The organism is Pseudomonas sp. JDS08PS003 (genome assembly GCF_045013505.1).
Classification (GTDB): Bacteria; Pseudomonadota; Gammaproteobacteria; order Pseudomonadales; family Pseudomonadaceae; genus Aquipseudomonas; species Aquipseudomonas protegens_B.
Genome location: NZ_CP120724.1, coordinates 6179675 through 6196593 on the forward strand (window position 1 = coordinate 6179675; position 16919 = coordinate 6196593).

The 16919-nt window shown below is 61.5% G+C and carries 12 protein-coding genes; all 12 read left to right on the top strand.

Annotated features, from left to right (window positions below; genetic code table 11):
* Positions 1-37 precede the first annotated feature (37 nt).
* The 12 genes from P7C00_RS27550 (at position 38) to P7C00_RS27605 (ending at position 16897) form a co-directional block, all read left to right on the top strand.
* On the top strand, positions 38-214 hold the full coding sequence (locus tag P7C00_RS27550) for a hypothetical protein (RefSeq protein WP_003176118.1): 177 nt from the start codon (positions 38-40) through the stop codon (positions 212-214).
* Entirely contained in the window at positions 198-3152 is a 2955-nt protein-coding gene (locus P7C00_RS27555) for an ATP-binding protein (protein ID WP_346636389.1), read from the top strand. Before P7C00_RS27550 ends, P7C00_RS27555 begins: the two co-directional genes overlap by 17 nt.
* A gap of 22 nt (positions 3153-3174) precedes the next feature.
* Complete coding sequence (locus P7C00_RS27560) at positions 3175-4602, top strand: sigma-54-dependent transcriptional regulator (RefSeq protein WP_404937685.1); 1428 nt, start codon at positions 3175-3177, stop codon at positions 4600-4602.
* A 744-nt stretch (positions 4603-5346) separates the two neighbouring features.
* Positions 5347-6744 carry a polynucleotide adenylyltransferase PcnB gene (locus P7C00_RS27565; RefSeq protein WP_346636391.1) on the top strand — a complete coding sequence of 466 codons (1398 nt, stop codon included), beginning with the start codon at positions 5347-5349 and terminating at the stop codon, positions 6742-6744.
* A 3-nt stretch (positions 6745-6747) separates the two neighbouring features.
* The gene (gene folK / locus P7C00_RS27570) at positions 6748-7227 is read left to right on the top strand and encodes a 2-amino-4-hydroxy-6-hydroxymethyldihydropteridine diphosphokinase (protein WP_346636392.1); all 480 of its coding nucleotides are present in this window, start codon (positions 6748-6750) and stop codon (positions 7225-7227) included.
* A gap of 395 nt (positions 7228-7622) precedes the next feature.
* Positions 7623-8423, top strand: coding sequence for a 3-methyl-2-oxobutanoate hydroxymethyltransferase (gene panB / locus P7C00_RS27575; RefSeq protein ID WP_346636393.1), 801 nt, complete (start codon positions 7623-7625; stop codon positions 8421-8423).
* A complete protein-coding gene (gene panC, locus P7C00_RS27580) occupies positions 8420-9280 on the top strand; it encodes a pantoate--beta-alanine ligase (RefSeq protein WP_404937686.1) in 861 nt (286 codons plus the stop codon). Before panB ends, panC begins: the two co-directional genes overlap by 4 nt.
* A 458-nt stretch (positions 9281-9738) precedes the next feature.
* On the top strand, positions 9739-11403 hold the full coding sequence (gene pgi, locus P7C00_RS27585) for a glucose-6-phosphate isomerase (protein ID WP_123725031.1): 1665 nt from the start codon (positions 9739-9741) through the stop codon (positions 11401-11403).
* A gap of 127 nt (positions 11404-11530) precedes the next feature.
* Positions 11531-13468, top strand: a complete 1938-nt coding sequence (gene acs, locus P7C00_RS27590) for an acetate--CoA ligase (RefSeq protein WP_404937687.1) — start codon at positions 11531-11533, stop codon at positions 13466-13468.
* 51 nt (positions 13469-13519) lie between these two features.
* Complete coding sequence (locus P7C00_RS27595; protein WP_346636397.1) at positions 13520-14386, top strand: oxygenase MpaB family protein; 867 nt, start codon at positions 13520-13522, stop codon at positions 14384-14386.
* 159 nt (positions 14387-14545) lie between these two features.
* Positions 14546-15724 carry an acetyl-CoA C-acetyltransferase gene (locus P7C00_RS27600; protein WP_404937688.1) on the top strand — a complete coding sequence of 393 codons (1179 nt, stop codon included), beginning with the start codon at positions 14546-14548 and terminating at the stop codon, positions 15722-15724.
* Positions 15725-15880: 156 nt separating this feature from the next.
* Entirely contained in the window at positions 15881-16897 is a 1017-nt protein-coding gene (locus P7C00_RS27605; RefSeq protein ID WP_404937689.1) for a class I SAM-dependent rRNA methyltransferase, read from the top strand.
* The last annotated feature ends 22 nt before the right edge of the window (positions 16898-16919 follow it).

The following is a 16919-nucleotide window of genomic DNA, read 5'->3' on the forward strand; positions in this document are numbered from 1 at the left end:
ACGTTTTCGGGCACGCACACAATAAAGAGAGGCCGAGATGTACATCTATCGCTTGGTCCTACTCCTGGTAGTGGGGATCTATCTATTCTCCCCCGCCATCATGGATTGGTGGATCGATGCTACTGGCGCCTGGTATCGCCCGTATCTGCTCTGGCTGATTCTGATCGTCGTGACCTTCATCCTGCAGAGCCAAAAAGATGCCGATGAGCTTTAGCCTGACCCAGATGATCCTGATCAGCGCCGCCTACTTGCTGGTGCTGTTCGGGGTGGCCTGGATCAGTGAGCGCGGCATGATTCCGCGCTCGATCATTCGCCACCCGCTGACCTACACCCTGTCGCTGGGAGTCTATGCCAGCGCCTGGGCCTTCTACGGCACGGTGGGCCTGGCCTATCAATACGGCTACGGGTTCCTCTCCAGCTACCTGGGGGTTTCCGGGGCCTTCCTGCTGGCGCCGGTGCTGCTGTATCCGATCCTGAAGATCACCCGCACCTATCAACTGTCGTCCCTGGCGGACCTGTTCGCCTTCCGTTTCCGCAGCACCTGGGCCGGTGCCCTGACCACCATTTTCATGCTGGTGGGAGTCCTGCCCCTGCTGGCCCTGCAGATCCAGGCAGTGGCCGATTCCATCGGCATCCTCACCCATGAACCGGTGCAACATCGAGTAGCGCTGAGCTTCTGCGCGCTGATCACCCTGTTCACGATTTTCTTCGGTTCGCGGCACATCGCTACCCGGGAGAAACACGAAGGCCTGGTGTTCGCCATTGCCTTCGAATCGGTGATCAAGCTGATCGCCATCGGCGGCGTCGGCCTGTATGCGCTGTACGGGGTCTTCGATGGTCCGCAACAGCTGGAGCTCTGGCTGCTGCAGAACCAGACTGCCCTCGCCGCGCTGCACACTCCACTGCAAGAGGGTCCGTGGCGCACCCTGCTGCTGGTGTTCTTCGCTTCAGCGATCGTCATGCCGCACATGTATCACATGACCTTTACCGAAAACCTCAACCCCCGAGCCCTGGTCAGCGCCAGCTGGGGGCTGCCGCTGTTCCTGCTGCTGATGAGCCTGGCGGTGCCGCTGATTCTCTGGGCCGGACTCAAGCTCGGCGCCACCACCAACCCGGAATACTTCACCCTGGGCATTGGTATCGCGGCCAACAGCCCAGCCCTGGCGCTACTGGCCTATGTCGGCGGGCTCTCGGCCGCCAGTGGCCTGATCATCGTCACCACTCTGGCCTTGTCGGGGATGGCCCTGAACCACTTGGTGCTGCCGCTTTACCAGCCGCCCGCAGAAGGCAATATCTATCGCTGGCTGAAGTGGACTCGTCGCGCCCTGATCGTCGCCATCATCATGGCCGGCTACGCCTTTTACCTGTTGCTGGGGGCCGAACAGGACCTGGCCAACCTGGGAATCGTCGCCTTCGTCGCTACCCTGCAATTTCTTCCCGGCGTGCTCTCGGTGTTGTACTGGCCGACCGCCAACCGTCGTGGCTTCATCGCCGGGCTGCTGGCAGGGATTCTGGTCTGGCTGGTGACCATGCTGCTGCCTCTGATCGGCAACCTGCAGGGCTTCTACATCCCGCTGCTGAACATGATCTACGTCCTCGACGACACTAGCTGGCACATGGCAGCCATCGCCTCGCTGGCAGCCAACGTTCTGATGTTCACCCTGATTTCGCTGTTCACCAACGCCAGCACCGAAGAAGCCAGTGCTGCCGAAGCCTGCGCGGTGGACAACGTGCGTCGCCCGCAGCGCCGGGAACTGCACGCTGCCTCACCCCAGGAGTTCGCCACTCAACTGGCCAAGCCGCTGGGCGCCAAGGCTGCGCAAAAGGAGGTGGAACAAGCCTTGCGCGACCTGTATCTGCCTTTCGACGAACGCCGCCCCTATGCCTTGCGGCGTCTGCGTGACCGTATCGAGGCCAACCTGTCCGGCCTGATGGGGCCGAGTGTCGCCCAGGACATGGTGGAAACCTTCCTGCCATACAAGGCCGGCGGAGAAAACTATGTCACCGAAGACATCCATTTCATCGAAAGCCGCCTCGAGGACTACCACTCACGCCTGACCGGCCTGGCCGCCGAGCTCGATGCCCTGCGCCGCTACCACCGACAAACCCTGCAGGAACTGCCCATGGGCGTCTGCTCCCTGGCCAAGGATCAGGAGATCCTCATGTGGAACAAGGCCATGGAGGAACTGACCGGTATTCCCGCCCAGCATGTGGTGGGGTCACGCCTGAGTACCATCACCAATCCATGGAAAGACCTGCTGCAGGGCTTTATCAACCTGCCGGACGAGCACTTGCACAAGCAGCATCTGGCCCTCGACGGCCAGACTCGCTGGCTGAACCTGCACAAAGCGGCCATCGACGAGCCGTTGGCACCGGGTAACAGCGGCCTGGTGTTACTGGTGGAAGACCTGACCGAAACCCAGACCCTGGAAGACAAGCTGGTGCACTCTGAACGTCTGGCCAGTATCGGACGCCTCGCTGCCGGGGTGGCTCACGAGATCGGCAATCCGATCACCGGCATCGCCTGTCTGGCGCAGAACCTGCGGGAAGAGCGTGAAGAAGACGGTGAACTGACGGAAATCAGTGAGCAGATCCTCGAACAGACCAAGCGCATTTCGCGCATCGTCCAGTCACTGATGAGCTTTGCCCACGCCGGTAGCCATCAGCACAACGACGAAGCCGTATGCCTGGCTGAAGTTGCCCAGGATGCCATTGGTCTCCTGGCCTTGAACCGGCGCAATTTCGAAGTGCAGTTCTTCAATCTGTGTGATCCCGACCACTGGGTCGATGGTGATCCGCAGCGGCTGGCCCAAGTGCTGATCAACCTGCTGTCCAACGCCCGCGACGCTTCTCCTCCCGGCAGCGCTGTACGCGTCAAGAGCGAGGCTTTCGAGCACACGGTCGATCTGATCGTGGAAGACGAAGGCAGCGGTATTCCCAAGAACATCATGGATCGATTGTTCGAACCGTTTTTCACCACCAAGGACCCTGGGGAAGGCACCGGACTGGGCCTTGCGCTGGTCTATTCCATCGTTGAAGAGCATTATGGACAAATCACCATCGACAGCCCGGCCGATCCACAAAGCCAACGCGGTACCCGTATTCGGGTGACTTTACCGCGTCATGTCGAAGCGACGTCCGCTGTGAACTGAGACCGTCGAGAGAATTGAATCAATGCCGCATATTCTGATCGTCGAAGACGAAACCATTATCCGCTCCGCCCTTCGCCGCCTGCTGGAACGTAACCAGTACCAGGTCAGCGAAGCCGGCTCGGTGCAGGAAGCCCAGGAACGCTTCAGCATTCCCACATTCGACCTGATTGTCAGTGACCTGCGCCTGCCTGGCGCCCCGGGTACCGAACTGATCAAGCTCGGCCAGGGCACTCCGGTGCTGATCATGACCAGCTACGCCAGCCTGCGCTCGGCTGTGGACTCGATGAAAATGGGGGCGGTGGACTACATCGCCAAACCTTTCGACCACGATGAAATGCTCCAGGCCGTGGCACGGATTCTCCGCGACCGACAAAGTGCCGAGAACGCACCGGCAGATCGCCCAGCAGCCAGGACGGGAACGGTTGCGGACAAGGCCGGCGCCAGCAACAACAACGGCGAAATCGGCATCATCGGCTCCTGCCCGCCCATGCAGGATATGTACAGCAAGATCCGCAAAGTAGCGCCAACAGATTCAAATGTCCTGATCCAGGGCGAGTCCGGTACCGGTAAGGAACTGGTGGCCCGGGCCCTGCACAATCTGTCCAAGCGCGCCAAGGCCCCGATGATCTCGGTGAACTGCGCGGCCATTCCGGAAACCCTGATCGAGTCCGAATTGTTCGGCCATGAGAAAGGTGCTTTCACCGGCGCCAGCGCCGGTCGTGCGGGCCTGGTGGAAGCAGCGGACGGCGGAACACTATTCCTCGACGAAATCGGTGAACTGCCTCTGGAGGCCCAGGCGCGTCTGCTGCGGGTTCTGCAGGAAGGTGAGATCCGGCGCGTGGGGTCTGTGCAGTCGCAAAAAGTCGATGTCCGCCTGATTGCAGCGACTCACCGCGACTTGAAGAGCCTCTCCAAGATCGGCCAGTTCCGTGAGGACCTTTATTACCGCTTGCACGTGATCGCCCTGAAACTGCCAGCCTTGCGCGAACGCGGCGCCGACGTCATTGAAATCGCCAATGCCTTCCTCGCCCGCCAGAGTGCACGCATCGGTCGTTCGGACCTGAAGTTCGCCGCCGATGCCGAACAGGCTATTCGCCATTATTCCTGGCCAGGAAACGTGCGCGAGCTGGAGAACGCGGTAGAACGCGCAGTAATCCTGTGCGAAAGCCCGGAAATCTCCGCTGACCTGCTAGGGATCGATATCGAGCTGAGCGACCTCGAGGACGATGACTTCGTCGGCCTGCCACCGCAACAGGGCAACACCAGCCACGAGCCCACCGAGGACCTGTCTCTGGAAGACTACTTCCAGCACTTCGTCCTCGAACATCAGGACCACATGACCGAGACCGAGTTGGCACGCAAACTGGGTGTCAGCCGCAAATGCCTTTGGGAACGCCGCCAACGCCTGGGCATCCCGCGGCGCAAAAGCGGGGTAGCCAGCGAAAGCTGAACCCGTGCTGACCAGAGTGCGGGTAACGCTCGACTTTGTGAAAAAAACTGTTACCTGTGTAATTGGACGTAACAAAAGCCGGGGCTAAAGGTAACGAAGCCCCGGTTTTTTTTGGCCTGAAAAACACCGCCTGGTACGCCTAACCCCTTGTTTTATTGGGGATCGCAAAAGTTGGCACGGCACCTGCTATATGTTTGGTACAAGAACAATAACAAGCAATGCACAAGACAATAAAAATAAGACGAATCGACTCACGCATAATAAAAACAACACGGCGGAGGCGCAGCTAACTGATTCTTTTGGAGAGGCGTTGTATTTGGGGCTTGCCCCACAACCAGGCCGAGAACAACAAAAACTGCCCTAAGGCAGAGCCTGAACTGGTTGGATCGAAAGGTCATTGCAACTCAGCGATCAAAGCAATCCGTTTGCTCTTGGCTCCCGATTGGGAGGGTCACTCTGGGTAATCCAAGTGACAAGGGCGTTTAACAAAAACAAGAAGCCCGAAACCAATAATAAAAACAGAGCACGCAACTATTCTGGGGGAGCTTCGGCTCCCCTTGTGGTTTCCAGAGTTCGCATTTTTCCTCATAAAACCCACGCCAGCCCCGCTAGATCGCACCTTTGCGCAGACCTGCACAAGTCGCGGCAGCTTCCTACACCATCCTTCGACTAAATGCTAGAATCCCCGCCCATCATGCGGTCATTCTTCGTTTTGGCCGAACATTCCTTCAAACAGTGCATCCCATGCTGAAGAAGCTGTTCCAGTCATTCCGTTCTCCCTTGCGTCGTACGCAACATAAACGCAGCACCCCTGAAGTGCTCAATAGCAGCCAGCATTCGCTGCAACGTGCCCAGTTCAGCCGGTATGCGGTAAATATCGTCGAACGCCTGCAGAACGCCGGCTACCAGGCTTATCTGGTAGGCGGCTGCGTGCGCGACATGCTGCTCAATATCACCCCCAAGGATTTCGACGTCGCCACCAGCGCCACACCGGAGCAGGTCAAGGCCGAGTTTCGTAACGCACGGATCATTGGCCGGCGTTTCAAACTGGTGCATATCCACTTCGGTCGCGAAATCATCGAGGTTGCGACTTTCCGCGCCAACCACCCGCAGAACGACGACGAGGAAGACAGCAATCAATCCTCCCGTAATGAAAGCGGACGAATCCTGCGGGATAACGTCTATGGCACCCTGGAAGAAGACGCGCAACGCCGCGACTTCACCATCAATGCCCTGTACTACGATCCGGTCAGCGAACGCATCCTCGATTACGCCAATGGCGTACACGACATTCGCAACAATTTGATCCGCCTCATCGGCGACCCTCGGCAGCGTTACCAGGAAGACCCGGTGCGGATGCTGCGGGCCGTCCGATTCGCGGCGAAACTCAACTTCGGTATCGAAAAACACACCGCAACGCCAATCCGCGAACTGGCCCCCATGCTGCGAGAGATCCCTTCCGCACGCCTGTTCGAAGAAGTGCTCAAGCTGTTCCTCTCCGGCTACGCAGCCGACACCTTCGAAATGCTGGTGGACCTGCAACTCTTCGATCCGTTGTTCCCGGCCAGCGCCGAAGCCCTGGAATACAACCCGACCTACACCCATACGCTGATCAGCGAAGCCTTGATCAACACCGACTTGCGGATCAAGCAGAACAAGCCTGTGACGCCGGCCTTCCTTTTCGCTGCCCTGCTCTGGCCAGCCCTGCCCGCCCGGGTCCTGCGCCTGCAGGAACGCGGCATGCCGCCAATCCCGGCCATGCAGGAAGCTGCCCACGAACTGATCGCCGAACAGTGCCAGCGCATCGCCATTCCCAAGCGCTTCACCATGCCGATCCGCGAGATCTGGGACATGCAGGAGCGACTGCCACGGCGCAGCGGCAAGCGCGCCGACCAGTTGCTGGACAACCCACGCTTCCGTGCCGGCTACGACTTCCTGCTGCTGCGTGAAAGCGCAGGCGAGCAGACCGACGGCCTGGGTGAATGGTGGACCGACTACCAGGACGCCAATGACTCCGAACGCCGCGACATGATCCGCGATCTGAGCGGCAAGGAAGACGCCAGCGGCGCGCCACGCAAGCGTCGGCGCAGCAGCGGTGCCAAACGCAAGCGTGCAGGCGGCTCCAGCGCTTCAGGCGAGTAATGGATGGAACGTATCTACATTGGCATGGGCAGCAATCTGGCTGCCCCTGAAGAACAACTGCGCAGCGCACTCGAGGCCTTGGCGCAGTTGCCCGCAAGCCACTTCCATGGCGTGTCGGCCTTCTATCAAAGCGACTCCCTGCTTCCCGGCCAACCACGCTACACCAATGCCGTGGCGGCATTGGATAGTGATCTGGAACCCTTGGCACTGCTTGATGCACTGCAGGCCATCGAAAACCAGCAAGGCCGAGAGCGCAATGAACGCTGGGGCCCCCGCACCCTGGACCTGGACATCCTCCTGTTCGGCGACCGCCTGATCGACGAGCCGCGCCTCAAAGTCCCTCATTACCATATGCAGGCCCGCCCCTTTGTCCTCTACCCCCTGGCGGAACTGGCCCCTGCCGAATTGAGACTGGCCGACGGACGCACCCTGCAGGAACTGCTCGTTGCCTGTCCATTTGTCGGCCTGGAACGTCTGAAATAACCGCTGAAACGCATCAGTAACGGCGGTAACACTCCCGACGTAACAAGGCGGTAACACATCTAATTGACTTCCCGAGTCCTCATCACGACTATAGGCGTCCCGTTGCCGCCATCCCGGCGTTAAAGGGCGCAATTCAAGCGAGGCTTGTTCGCGGCGACCCCAGGAAACGCTAGGCCAAGGCGCTTGTACAACGGCGGTGGCACCCGCTGGTGCACAGCCTCTTCTGGGCACAGAATAATGCGTCCAGCGCCACCAGCGCGAATCCCGGTACTGCTTTCAAACCGCTTGGAACCAGGCTGTATAAGCACGACAAAAGACCGTGCGCCTGAATAACGAAGAATCACGCGCGTTACTCGCAGTAGTTTCCAAAGCGCCTGAAATGAGGACCCCTTTTCATGCCAGACATCACTCTGACTACCCTGCAAAGCCTCAAGCAGAAAGGTGAGAAGATCACCATGCTGACCTGCTATGACGCCACCTTCGCCCACACCTGCTGTGAAGCCGGCGTCGAAGTCCTGCTGGTAGGCGACTCCCTGGGCATGGTCTTGCAAGGGCACGACAGCACACTGCCCGTGAGCAACGCCGATATGGCCTACCACGTCGCGGCGGTCAAGCGCGGCAACAACGGTGCATTGATCCTCGCCGACCTGCCCTTCATGTCCTATGCCACCACCGAACAGGCCCTGAGCAGCTCGGCCCAGCTGATGCAGGCCGGCGCGCACATGGTCAAGATCGAAGGTGCCGCCTGGCTGGCCGAATCGGTTCGCCAGTTGAACGAACGCGGCGTCCCGGTCTGCGTACACATGGGGCTGACCCCACAAACAGTGAATGTCCTGGGCGGCTACAAGGTCCAGGGGCGTAACGAGAGCCAGGCGCGGCAGATGCGTGCCGATGCCATTGCCCTGGAGCAGGCCGGTGCCGCCATGTTGCTGCTCGAGTGCGTCCCCAGTGAGCTGGCGGCGGAAATCACTCAGGCCGTGAAGATCCCGGTAATCGGCATCGGTGCCGGCAGCGCCACCGACGGCCAGGTTCTGGTGATCCACGACATGCTGGGCCTGTCCCTGAGCGGTCGCTCGCCCAAGTTCGTGAAGAACTTCATGGCCGGCAAAGACAGCATCCAGGCGGCGTTGAGCGCCTATGTCGAAGCAGTCAAGGCCGTTACCTTCCCAGGCGCCGAACACGGGTTCTCTGCATGAATACAGTTAAAACCGTGCGCGAATTGCGCGCTGCGGTCGCCCGCGCCCGCAGCGAAGGCAAGCGGATTGGCTTCGTGCCCACCATGGGCAACCTGCACAGCGGTCACGCCGCCCTGGTGGCCAAGGCCGCCCAACGAGTGGACTTCGTGGTTGCCAGCATCTTCGTCAACCCGCTGCAGTTTGGCGCCGGCGAAGACCTGGACAAATATCCGCGCACCCTGGCCGCCGACCAGGAAAAACTGCTCGAAGCCGGCTGCCAGCTGCTGTTCGCGCCCAGTGTCGAAGAGATGTACCCCGACGGCATGGCCGGTCAGACTCGGGTCAGCGTGCCACAGCTGTCCGAAGGCCTGTGCGGCGCCAGCCGTCCCGGGCATTTCGAAGGCGTGGCCACGGTGGTCAGCAAGCTGTTCAACATGGTCCAGCCTGACCTAGCGGTCTTCGGTCAGAAGGACTATCAGCAGTTGGCGGTCATTCGTGCCCTGGTACATGACCTGAACATGCCGATCCAGATCATCGGCGAGCCAACGGTGCGAGCCGCCGACGGCCTGGCCCTGTCCTCGCGCAATGGCTACCTGAGTGCAGAACAACGTGCCATCGCCCCAGTGCTATACCGCAGCCTGAGCCAGATCGCCCAGGCCATTAGGGACGGCGAGCGTGACTATCCGACGCTACTGGCCGAGCACCAGCAGCAGCTCGAAGCGGCCGGCCTGCGCCGGGATTACCTGGAAATTCGTCATGGGCAGAACCTGCGTCCCGCCACTGCCGAAGACCGCGACCTGGTGATTCTGGTGGCGGCTTATCTGGGCGCGACACGCTTGATCGACAACCTGCATCTGGACCTTGATACGCCGGCATGAACGCCTGATTGCCCGAATGCCAACCTTCGGGCAAACTGCCGCCGGCTGGGGCCTGCAGCTAATACTGCAGGTCCTGTTCGAGGATCCGACCCAGGAATTTCCCATGCGTGCCATCTTGCCGATCGGCTCAGTTTCAAACCTCGCAGACTGTAGATGTCCCCGGCAACGAGCTGAACCATAACGCCATGGGGTCCCCGTTGAGGTCACCCGAGTCCAACCCCGTTTATTCCCGCTGAAAGCCCCCCATGCAGCCCTGATTGGCCCCGCCAGTACAAAATAGTACCGGCCACAAGTCGGACAAAGCCAAGACAGAACAGCACGCTGGGGTTACTGTTATCGCCCTGGGAGATTAATCGAATCAGCACAGGGCTGAACGAACGAGGTCCTTGAGACCGCGCAGGACGTTCCGGGCTTCTCAGTGTCCAAAAGGCAGTTCAAGCAAAAGGAAAACCGCAGCGATGGCGTACTACCGCACTCCTCACGACGTTACCGCTCTGCCCGCCTGGCAAGCGTTGAAAGAACACCGCCAAGCCATGCAGGATTTCAGCATGCGCGAAGCCTTCAATGCCGATCCTCAGCGCTTCAGCCAATTTACCCTGAGCAGCTGCGGACTCTTTCTCGACTACTCGAAGAACCTGATCACCAGCCAGACCCGCGAACTGCTGGTGAATCTGGCCAAGGAAGTCGGTCTGGCCGATGCCATCAAGTCCATGGTTACCGGTGAGCTGGTCAACGCCTCCGAAGGCCGCCCGGCACTGCACACTGCGCTGCGCCGCCCAGTGGGCGACAAGCTGTCGGTCAATGGCGTCAACGTGATGCCCGAAGTACACAAGGTACTGAACCAGATCACCGAACTGGTAGGACGCATCCACGACGGCCTGTGGCGCGGCTACACCGAGAAGCCCATCACTGACGTGGTCAACATCGGTATCGGCGGCTCCTTCCTCGGCCCTGAACTGGTATCCGAAGCGCTGTTGTCCTACGCCCAGAAAGGCGTGCGCTGCCACTACCTGGCCAACATCGACGGCAGCGAGTTCCATGAGCTTTCGGCGAAGATTCGTGCAGAAACCACACTGTTCATTGTCTCTTCGAAGTCCTTCAACACCCTCGAAACCCTGAAGAACGCCCAGGCGGCGCGGGCCTGGTACCTGGCCCAGGGCGGCTCCGAAGCCGAGTTGCATCGCCACTTCATCGCCGTGTCGAGCAACAATGCGGCGGCAGTGGCCTTCGGTATTCGTGAAGAGAACATCTTCCCGATGTGGGACTGGGTTGGCGGTCGCTACTCGCTGTGGTCCGCCATCGGCCTGCCGATCGCCCTGGCCATCGGCATGTCCAACTTCAAGGAACTGCTGTCCGGTGCCTACACCATGGACCAGCACTTCCAGAGTGCACCGTTCGAACAGAACATGCCGGTACTGCTGGCCCTACTGGGTGTGTGGTACGGCAACTTCTGGGGCGCGCAAAGCCACGCGATCCTGCCGTACGACCACTACCTGCGCAACATCACCAAGCACTTGCAGCAATTGGACATGGAATCCAACGGCAAGAGTGTGCGCCAGGACGGTACTCCGGTAGCGACCGATACCGGCCCGGTGATCTGGGGCGGCGTAGGCTGCAACGGTCAGCACGCCTATCACCAGTTGCTGCACCAGGGCACCCAGCTGATTCCGGCCGACTTCATCGTGCCGATCGTCAGCTTCAACCCGGTGGCCGACCACCACCAGTGGCTGTACGCTAACTGCCTGTCCCAGAGCCAGGCGCTGATGCTGGGCAAGACCCGCGCCGAAGCCGAGAGCGAGCTGCGGGACAAAGGCCTGAGCGAAGCCGAAGTGGCGAAACTTGCGCCGCACAAGGTGATTCCCGGCAACCGTCCGAGCAACACCCTGGTGGTGGAGCGCATCAGCCCGCGGCGCCTGGGCGCCCTGGTAGCCCTGTACGAACACAAGGTCTTCGTGCAAAGCGTGGTCTGGGGTATCAACGCCTTCGACCAATGGGGCGTGGAACTGGGCAAAGAGCTGGGCAAGGGCGTCTACAACCGCCTGGTCGGCAGCGACGAGACCCTGGCTGACGACGCATCGACCCAAGGCTTGATCAACTACTTCCGCGGCCGTCACCGCGGCTGATCAACCTTCTCTCCTCCGGGAGCCGGTGCGCCGGCTCCCGTCTGGGCCCCGGCCCTCCCCCCTTGAACCTTCCTGACACTTGTGCGCACCCTTATGACTTGTCGCAAAACAAGAATAAGGAACCGTCATGTTCGATATCAGCACTTTTCCGAAAGCCGATGCCGTCCGCCGGGCGGCGCAAATGAGTCAGGACGACTACCACCACCTCTACCGCCAATCCATTGAGCAACCAGATGTGTTCTGGGCCGAGCAGGCCAAGCGTTTCCTGCACTGGAGCAGCCCCTGGGACAGCGTGCACAGCCACGATATTCGCACCGGTGAAGCCAGCTGGTTCCGCGGAGGCCAGCTCAACGTCAGCTACAACTGCATCGATCGTCATCTGGAAAAGCGCGGTGATCAGGCCGCGATCATCTGGGAGGGCGACAATCCTGCCGACTCCCGTTCCATCACCTACAAAGAACTTCACGGGCATGTCTGCCGCCTGGCCAACGTGCTGAAAAGCCGTGGCGTGAAAAAAGGCGACCGGGTGTGTATCTACATGCCGATGATTCCCGAAGTGGCCTACGCCATGCTCGCCTGCACCCGGATCGGTGCCGTGCATTCGGTGGTGTTCGGCGGCTTCTCCCCGGAGGCCCTGCGCGACCGGATTCTCAACGCCGACTGCCGCACCCTGATCACCGCCGACGAAGGCGTGCGCGGTGGCAAACAGATTCCCCTCAAGAGCAACGTCGACCAGGCCCTGCTCAGTTGCCCGGACGTCAGCAGCGTGGTGGTGGTCGAGCGCACCGGCAACCCCGTGAACTGGGTAGAGGGCCGCGACATTTCCTACCAGCAGGCCGTGGCCGCGGCCAGCGACCTGTGCGCCCCCGAGCCGATGGACGCCGAAGACCCACTGTTCATCCTCTACACCTCCGGCAGCACCGGCAAACCCAAAGGCGTACTGCACACTACTGGCGGTTATCTGCTGCAGGCCGCCATGACCTTCAAGTACGTGCTGGACTACCGCGACGGCGAGGTCTTCTGGTGCACCGCCGACGTCGGCTGGGTCACCGGCCACAGCTACATCCTCTACGGTCCCCTGGCCAACGGCGCCACCACGCTGATCTTCGAAGGCGTGCCCAACTACCCCAGCACCTCGCGTTTCTGGGAGGTGGTGGATAAGCATCAGGTGAACATCTTCTACACCGCCCCCACCGCCCTGCGGGCCCTGATGCGCGAAGGCAACGACCCGGTACAACGCACCTCCCGCAGCAGCCTGCGTCTCTTGGGCAGTGTTGGCGAGCCGATCAACCCGGAAGCCTGGGAGTGGTATTTCAATGTAGTGGGCGAGCAACGCTGCCCAATCGTCGATACGTGGTGGCAGACCGAAACCGGCGGCATCATGCTCAGCCCCCTGGTCAGCGCCCAGCAGATCAAACCCGGCTGCGCCTCAACCCCGATGTTCGGCGTACAACCCGTGCTACTGGACGACCAGGGCAAGGAAATTCAAGGTACCGGCAGCGGCATCCTGGCCATCAAGGCCAGTTGGCCGGCGCAGATACGCAGCGTCTACGGCGATCCCAAGCGCATGGTCGAAACCTACTTCGCGCCCTATCCCGGCTACTACTTCACCGGTGACGGCGCGCGTCGGGACGAGGACGGCAGCTATTGGATCACCGGGCGCATCGATGATGTGATCAACGTCTCCGGGCACCGCATCGGCACTGCCGAAGTGGAAAGCGCGCTGGTGCTCCACGACGGCATCGCCGAAGCGGCGGTGGTGGGCTACCCCCATGACCTCAAGGGCCAGGGGATCTATGCCTTTGTCACGCCGATGCAAGGCATCGAACCCGACGAGGAACTGAAAAAGGAACTGCTGGCCCTGGTCAGCCGTGAAATCGGCAGCTTTGCCAAACCGGAGCTGATCCAGTGGGCTGCGGCCCTGCCGAAAACTCGCTCGGGCAAGATCATGCGGCGTATCCTGCGCAAGATCGCCTGCAACGAACTGGATACCTTGGGGGACACTTCGACCCTGGCGGACCCCAGTGTGGTGGACGGGCTGATCGCCAAGCGCCTGAACGCTTGAAACCGGCGCGGCCATGGCCGCGCCTTTTTTCACTACCCGCACCGAGCTGTCATGGAATTCATTCGCAGCCGTATCGAAAGCCAGGTCATGAGCTTGTCAGGCCTCTCCCTGGGGCAACTCGACCTGGAGCATCCCAAGGGCGACCCCGGCCTGTTCGGGCCGGGCTCGATCAGTTGGCAGGTACATGCCGACTTCAGCAGCATGCTGATCGGTGGCATCAGTGCCTTGCTGATGCAAGCCCTGCACCCCCTGGCTCTGGCCGGGGTCTGGGACCACTCGAACTTTCGCCAGGACATGATCGGCCGCCTGCGCCGCACCGGACAGTTCATTTCCGGCACCACCTTCGGCTCCCGTCAGGACGCCGAGTGGCTGATCGACAAAGTACGCACTATTCACCTGCATATAGTGGGCACCGCCCCTGATGGCCGTCGTTATGCCGCCAGCGATCCGGAACTGTTGACCTGGGTGCATGTGGCGGAAGTCAGCAGTTTTCTCGCCGCTCACCTGCGCTACCTCAACCCTCGTCTGTCAGGGGCGGACCAGGACCGCTACTACGACGAGATTGCTCTGATCGCCGAACGTCTCGGCGCCCGGGATGTACCCCGCTCGCGGCGGGCGGTGGCCGACTACCTGCAGGCTATGCGTCCCCAACTGCTGTGCGACGAGCGCAGTCGGGAGGTTCTGCGTCTGCTACAGGCGGCTCCCGCCCCCAGTCGCCTGGCCAAGCCCTTTGGCTCATTGATGATGCAGGCCGGTATCGACCTGCTGCCGGACTGGGCCAGCGCCATGCTCGACGTCAATCAGAACCCGCTGCAACGTCAGCTGATTCGAGCCAGCGTCAAACGCAGTACACCGATGCTGCGCTGGGCGGTGCGGGACAGTTCAGTGCATCGGGCGAAACGACGCATGGGTCTGTAGAAGCCGACCGCTCATGCACAACACGACCGGCCGGTTCGCGATTGGCCGGTCTCCCGGGTTGTGTGCAACCATGATTTTCCGCACTGCAAACGCCTGCGCGGGCCATTTCACGAGCCCCACGCGTCGCAGCTCCCCGCCACCGAACATAAGGATTCGATCATGCAAGACGTCGTCATCGTTGCCGCCACTCGTACCGCCGTAGGCAGTTTCCAGGGCTCCCTGGCGGGCATTCCCGCCGTTGACCTGGGCGCCGCGGTGATCCGCCAACTGCTGGCCCAGACCGGCATCGACCCGGCCCAGGTCGACGAAGTGATCATGGGCCAGGTGCTCACCGCCGGCGCCGGGCAGAACCCCGCCCGCCAGGCCGCGATCAAGGCCGGTCTGCCCCACGCCGTGCCCGCCATGACCCTGAACAAGGTCTGCGGCTCGGGCCTCAAGGCCCTGCACCTGGGCGCCCAGGCCATTCGCTGCGGCGATGCCGAAGTGATCATCGCCGGTGGCCAGGAAAACATGAGCCTGTCCAACTACGTACTGCCCGGCGCCCGCACCGGCCTGCGCATGGGCCACAGCCAACTGGTCGACACCATGATCAGCGACGGCCTGTGGGACGCTTTCAACGACTACCACATGGGCATCACCGCCGAGAACCTGGTGGACAAGTACGGCATCAGCCGTGAAGCCCAGGACGCCTTCGCCGCCGCTTCCCAACAGAAGGCCGCAGCGGCCATCGAGGCCGGGCGCTTTGTCGACGAGATCACCCCGATCCAGATTCCCCAGCGCAAGGGCGAGCCGCTGACCTTCGCCACCGACGAGCAGCCACGCCCCGGCACCACCGCCCAAGCCCTGGCCAAACTCAAGCCCGCGTTCAAGAAAGACGGCACTGTCACCGCCGGCAACGCCTCGGCGCTGAACGACGGCGCTGCCGCGGTGATGCTGATGAGCGCCAGCAAGGCCCGGGCCCTGGGCCTGCCGGTCCTGGCCAGAATCGCCGCCTACGCCAACGCCGGGGTTGACCCGGCGATCATGGGCATCGGCCCGGTCTCCGCCACCCGTCGCTGCCTGGACAAGGCCGGCTGGACCCTGGACCAACTGGACCTGATCGAAGCCAATGAAGCCTTCGCCGCACAATCCCTGTCCGTGGCCAAGGAGCTGGAATGGGACGCGAGCAAGGTCAACGTCAACGGTGGCGCCATTGCCATCGGCCACCCGATCGGCGCGTCGGGCTGCCGGGTGCTGGTGACCCTGCTGCATGAAATGCTCAAGCGCGATGCCAAGAAAGGTCTGGCGACCCTGTGCATCGGCGGCGGTCAGGGCGTGGCATTGGCCATCGAGCGCTAACCGGCGCGGACCACCCCCGCAACAACCGCCCCCTGTAGGAGCTGGCTTGCCAGCGAAGGCACCCGTGAGGCCGCTTTCGCCAGCAAGCTGGCTCCTACAACTGGCGGGACGCTGGTAAACTGCGGCGCCTTATTCCTCTTCTACAAGGCGCCCTGCATGTCTTCCTTGAATCAGGCGCTGCGCGCCGCCCTCGATCACCGTCAAGACCTGCTCGCCGAACTGCACCAGCAAGGTACCGACTGCTATCGCCTGTTCCACGGCAGCCAGGAAGGTGCCGGTGGCCTGACCGTCGACCGTTATGGGCCGCAACTGCTGGTACAGAGCTTTCACCAGACGCTGGAACGCGATGCCCTGCTGCAACTGCACGAGACCATCAATCAACAGCTGAACCTGTCGACCCTGCTGGTCTACAACGATCGCTCCCGAGGCAACTCGCGTATCGACCGTGAAGACTCGGTGTACCGCGCCGAGGACAGCGCCCTGGCGGATCTGGTCGGCCACGAATGGGGACTGAATTATCGAGTCCGTGGCCGTCATGCCGGGCAAGACCCGTTGCTGTTTCTCGACCTGCGCAACGCTCGCGGCTGGGTCAAGCAGCACAGTGCCGGGAAAAGCGTGCTCAATCTTTTTGCCTATACCTGTGGCGTCGGCCTCAGCGCTGCAGCCGGAGGCGCCCGGGAGGTCTGCAACCTGGACTTCGCCGAAGGCAATCTGGCGGTAGGTCGGGAAAACGGCCAACTCAACCCGCAGCTACCCGGCATGCAGTTCGTGCAGTCGGACTACTTCCCAGCGATCCGCCAACTGGCGGGCCTGCCCATCAGTCAGCGACGCGGACAGAAGCTCCCCAGCTACCCACGTTTTGAACAACGCCAATACGATCTGGTCCTGCTGGACCCTCCTGCTTGGGCCAAGAGTGCCTTCGGCACCGTCGACCTGCTGCGTGATTACCAGAGCCTGCTGAAGCCGGCACTGCTGGCCACCGCCGAAGAGGGTGTGCTGATCTGCTGTAACAACCTGGCTAAGGTGTCGTTGCAGGACTGGCGAGAGCAAGTGTTGCGCTGTGCCGAGAAAGCCGGGCGGCCTGTGCGCGATTGCCAGGTCCTTCCCCCTGCTGCGGACTTCCCTTCCCAGGACGGACAACCGCCGCTGAAAACACTGATCCTGCAACTTTGATCAAGGGCAAAAAATCTGAACA

Excerpts from the sequence above, each read along its gene's own strand:
- P7C00_RS27550 (WP_003176118.1), top strand. The coding sequence starts at position 38 with ATGTACATCTATCGCTTGGTCCTACTCCTGGTAGTGGGGATCTATCTA.
- P7C00_RS27555 (WP_346636389.1), top strand. The coding sequence starts at position 198 with ATGCCGATGAGCTTTAGCCTGACCCAGATGATCCTGATCAGCGCCGCC.
- P7C00_RS27560 (WP_404937685.1), top strand. The coding sequence starts at position 3,175 with ATGCCGCATATTCTGATCGTCGAAGACGAAACCATTATCCGCTCCGCC.
- P7C00_RS27565 (WP_346636391.1), top strand. The coding sequence starts at position 5,347 with ATGCTGAAGAAGCTGTTCCAGTCATTCCGTTCTCCCTTGCGTCGTACG.
- folK (WP_346636392.1), top strand. The coding sequence starts at position 6,748 with ATGGAACGTATCTACATTGGCATGGGCAGCAATCTGGCTGCCCCTGAA.
- panB (WP_346636393.1), top strand. The coding sequence starts at position 7,623 with ATGCCAGACATCACTCTGACTACCCTGCAAAGCCTCAAGCAGAAAGGT.
- panC (WP_404937686.1), top strand. The coding sequence starts at position 8,420 with ATGAATACAGTTAAAACCGTGCGCGAATTGCGCGCTGCGGTCGCCCGC.
- pgi (WP_123725031.1), top strand. The coding sequence starts at position 9,739 with ATGGCGTACTACCGCACTCCTCACGACGTTACCGCTCTGCCCGCCTGG.
- acs (WP_404937687.1), top strand. The coding sequence starts at position 11,531 with ATGTTCGATATCAGCACTTTTCCGAAAGCCGATGCCGTCCGCCGGGCG.
- P7C00_RS27595 (WP_346636397.1), top strand. The coding sequence starts at position 13,520 with ATGGAATTCATTCGCAGCCGTATCGAAAGCCAGGTCATGAGCTTGTCA.
- P7C00_RS27600 (WP_404937688.1), top strand. The coding sequence starts at position 14,546 with ATGCAAGACGTCGTCATCGTTGCCGCCACTCGTACCGCCGTAGGCAGT.
- P7C00_RS27605 (WP_404937689.1), top strand. The coding sequence starts at position 15,881 with ATGTCTTCCTTGAATCAGGCGCTGCGCGCCGCCCTCGATCACCGTCAA.